Raw genomic sequence first — 956 nt, forward strand, 5'->3', positions numbered from 1 at the left:
GGGTCGCCGTAGCCGAGCTCTTCGCCGTCGGCGATGCGGAACATCTCGCGGACCAGGTCGATGCCGGTGACCTCTTCGGTGACCGGGTGTTCGACCTGGAGGCGGGTGTTGACCTCGAGGAAGGAGATCGTGCCGTCGGTGCCGACGAGGAACTCGACGGTGCCGGCGCCGACGTAGCCGGCTTCCTTCAGGATGGCCTTGGACGCCGCGTACAGCTCGGCGTTCTGCGCCTCCGTCAGGAAGGGCGCGGGGGCTTCCTCGACGAGCTTCTGGTGGCGGCGCTGGAGGGAGCAGTCGCGGGTGGAGACGACGACGACGTTGCCGTGGGTGTCGGCGAGGCACTGGGTCTCGACGTGGCGGGGCTTGTCGAGGTAGCGCTCGACGAAGCATTCGCCGCGGCCGAAGGCGGCGACGGCCTCGCGGACGGCGGAGTCGTAGAGCTCGGGGACCTCTTCGAGGGTCCGGGCGACCTTCAGGCCGCGGCCGCCGCCGCCGAAGGCGGCCTTGATCGCGATGGGCAGGCCGTGTTCCTGCGCGAACGCCACGACCTCTTCGGCGCCGGAGACCGGGTCGGGGGTGCCGGCGACCAGCGGGGCGCCGGCGCGCTGGGCGATGTGACGGGCCGCCACCTTGTCGCCCAGGTCGCGGATGGCCTGCGGCGGCGGGCCGATCCAGATCAGGCCCGCGTCCAGGACCGCCTGCGCGAACTCGGCGTTCTCGGAAAGGAAGCCGTATCCGGGGTGGACGGCGTCCGCGTCCGCGTCCTTCGCGGCCTGCAACACCTTGGTCATGTCGAGATAGCTGGTCGCCGGGGTGTCACCGCCCAGAGCGAACGCCTCGTCAGCCGCCCGGACGTGCAGGGCGTCCCGGTCCGGGTCGGCGTAGACGGCTACGCTGCCGATACCGGCGTCCCGGCACGCCCGGGCCACACGGACAGCGATTTCGCCACGGTTGGC

1 protein-coding gene is annotated in these 956 nt (G+C 71.8%); it reads right to left on the reverse strand.

Annotated features, from left to right (window positions below; all coding sequences use genetic code 11):
- The coding region (locus tag IE124_RS34085; protein ID WP_189513905.1) for an acetyl-CoA carboxylase biotin carboxylase subunit at nucleotides 1-956 on the reverse strand (956 nt) is incomplete at both ends.

The sequence above is a fragment of the Streptomyces narbonensis genome (assembly GCF_014649015.1).
GTDB classification, from domain to species: Bacteria; Actinomycetota; Actinomycetes; order Streptomycetales; family Streptomycetaceae; genus Streptomyces; species Streptomyces narbonensis.